This is a genomic window from Methanococcoides methylutens (genome assembly GCF_000765475.1).
In the GTDB taxonomy this organism is placed as follows: domain Archaea; phylum Halobacteriota; class Methanosarcinia; order Methanosarcinales; family Methanosarcinaceae; genus Methanococcoides; species Methanococcoides methylutens.
Map to the genome: position 1 here is coordinate 1 of NZ_JRHO01000007.1, position 2,765 is coordinate 2,765.

Genomic DNA, 2,765 nt, shown 5'->3' on the forward strand with positions numbered 1-2,765 from the left:
GTGCGATGTTGGAAGTACCGCTTCCGCATGCCATGACAAGCACTGCATCGGCATCCTTTATCTCAGGTGCAAGTTCCTAAAGGGCTTCGCATGAGCGAACACTGCATGCTGCCTTTGCAACAACTCCGCCAATCACGTTTATCCCGGCATCTTTAAGGTTGGATTTCATCACCTCGACCTCAGGCTCTCCTCCCACATGCTGCTTGGCAGCGCATACGCTGCAGCCTACGATAAAGACGGACTCCTTGTCCGCCAGCATATCAAGGATCTCGCTAAAGGGTTTGGAAGATGAGATTATCATTCTATATCACAGATGTTCTTTTGAGCTAAAACTTTTCCGTGTAGAAAAAACAGAAAACAAGCAAATCTAGATAAATAATATTTTGTGATTTTACGTCTACCTTTCAAGCGTCATGGAATTCAAAGAACTAATGCAAATCGCAATCGAATGAGCAAAAATACCAGATCACAATTTAAAGGATTGGGCAGGGGGATGAACTACAATTGTGAATAGTTGCTTGCAAGACGTTAAAATTACCCACACGATGTTAATGAGAAACTATTTATTCGACTCTGTAGAAATCCTCAATATCCAGGCATAAATAAAGATATATAATAATTCAAAAAGTACTTTCCATTACTGAACATACCTACCAGTTTCAATCTATAGATGGCGATTTTAGTAGGTTTTCTACAGAGCCATTTATTCTATAATTAATATGAAACCCCTGAAATATAACAAAACGAAAGAAAGTGTTTTATTTTCCACTTTCAAGTACATCCGTCACGCATCTCTCAATTTGTGCAGTATTGGAATTGTAGTACACTCCGTTAATTTGAACAATATCATCACCTACAATAGTAATTGTTGATATTCGGTGTCTCTCATCATAAAAATCGATTGCATACAAATATCCATTAAGATCTTCTTGCTCCCCCATTTCTGTGAATGGAAAACCGGAAATACAATTTATCAGGTTGGTTATTTCATTTCCATTTTTTAATTCAATCGAATCCCCGCTTAATCCGTTTATGATCGATATTTTAGTGACATCTGCATAGCTAACGTTCAGTATTTCTGATCTTATGCCTTTTTCAGAGTCATCCTTGGTAAATTCCGTGAAACCTACTAAACCGATTATGACAATGAATAAAATTACCACATGTATTATTTTAACCAATTCTATCGCCCCATGTGCCTTTCCATAAAAAATAAACAGTTAGAGAACCTGTTTCACAACAGATTCTCTAATAATTATATTAAACAATATACACCATGTCGTCAATATAACCATCCACATACACATAGACGTCATTTCTGCCCCATCCATTATTAACTACTATATATTTTTCATTGATAAGTTCAACGTACCCATGTGCTATTATCCAGTGTTCTCCATATGTTGGATGATTGTCTGTATCAACAATTACAGGTTTATCTGAATTGATAAGAGACTTTAGCTCACTAAAACTAAAAGAGTATTGAGACTCTGCGCTGTAATAATTAGCTAGATTCCGATCTTCTAAGTAATCATTCAGTCCATTCATAACTGTTGAGGTACCCGTACCTTGGTTTGGAATATAGCCACCATTAATTATGAGGTTCAATAAATCATCTTGATTTTCGTTGCTTGAGTCAACAAAGTCATCGTCATGATGGTCATCGAAATATATTAGCGTTATACCAGCAGCGATAGGTCCACAGAATATGTTGCCATCTTCCCACGTTTTCAATGAATAGTCCAATGATCCACTTCCGATAGATCGTACACTTGCCCCAATGCTTGAGGTTTTCAGATCAGCAAGTTTCTTATCTTTATCCGCACTTGCAATTGCGTAAACATATTCAGGTGTTACTGCTTCATCTGCGGTATTTCCCATTCCCATCCGGAATAATGTTCCCTGTTTATCTTCCATATAGGCAAGGGGGCCATTATAGACATACTTTTTATTTCTGTCATTAAACGGTGTATTTCTTTCTAATGAAAATTCAGGTACTGAAAGATCATTTACATTGATGATAATGTAGCCGCCATTCATTAGGGAAAATGACACTGCTTCTAAATCACCATTCATGTTATTCAAGGAGATAGGGTTAATCAACTTTTTTGACTCGTCCATATTTTTAAGGAACAGCTCACCATATTCTTTTTCTGTACTAAAGTCATTTTCCTGTCCCATGGCAACCGGTACAACTGCCATGATTACAACAAACATTGCAATTAGCGTTAACGTTGCAATTCTCATTTCTTTTGCTTTCATGCATATTCTCCTTTGATTCATCTACTCCAGAGGCAAAGCTACGCTTATATAGTACAAACAACAAAGCATAACCTTGCCTCCGGGCACGGGGTTTCAGTTATTACGTCAAGACTGGCTGAACCCCCACTAACATCATTACGATGTTGCATTATGTTCTAACCAAGTCACATTATAAATATAATCTGTCCACATCATCCAACTGAAAGAGAGCAGTTGAATACACAAGAACATCCTGTTTTTAGATGAAACACATGGCAGAGATCAAGCAACTCCCCTACATCCAACTTTGAAACCGACCAACAAAAAGGATCCTTAATTACAGAAGGTAAAATAAAATACTCACTTAACCAGCCGATCCTTCGCATCCCGGACCTCGTCCAGCAGATCCAGACGACCGATCCTCTCAAGGCGCTCGTAGATCAGCTCCCAGGCACAATCCTTCTCGGGATCCACCTCACACTTGCCATCCATGGAACCACCGCAGGGACCGTTGAGAAGTTCCT

4 protein-coding genes are annotated in these 2,765 nt (G+C 38.4%); all 4 read right to left on the reverse strand.

Features of this window, described 5'->3' with window-relative positions; translation table 11 throughout:
- Positions 1 to 76 precede the first annotated feature (76 nt).
- On the reverse strand, positions 77 to 301 hold the full coding sequence (locus LI82_RS02275) for a hypothetical protein (protein ID WP_052402665.1): 225 nt from the start codon (positions 299 to 301) through the stop codon (positions 77 to 79).
- A 457-nt stretch (positions 302 to 758) separates the two neighbouring features.
- Complete coding sequence (locus tag LI82_RS02280) at positions 759 to 1,181, reverse strand: hypothetical protein (protein WP_048193352.1); 423 nt, start codon at positions 1,179 to 1,181, stop codon at positions 759 to 761.
- A 79-nt stretch (positions 1,182 to 1,260) separates the two neighbouring features.
- On the reverse strand, positions 1,261 to 2,262 hold the full coding sequence (locus LI82_RS02285; RefSeq protein ID WP_048193353.1) for a C39 family peptidase: 1,002 nt from the start codon (positions 2,260 to 2,262) through the stop codon (positions 1,261 to 1,263).
- 339 nt (positions 2,263 to 2,601) lie between these two features.
- On the reverse strand, positions 2,602 to 2,765 hold a 164-nt coding region (locus LI82_RS12670; protein WP_048193354.1), incomplete at its 5' end, for a methylenetetrahydrofolate reductase C-terminal domain-containing protein.

Coding starts and splice junctions, on each gene's coding strand:
- LI82_RS02275 (WP_052402665.1), bottom strand. CDS start 301: ATGATAATCTCATCTTCCAAACCCTTTAGCGAGATCCTTGATATGCTG.
- LI82_RS02285 (WP_048193353.1), bottom strand. CDS start 2,262: ATGAAAGCAAAAGAAATGAGAATTGCAACGTTAACGCTAATTGCAATG.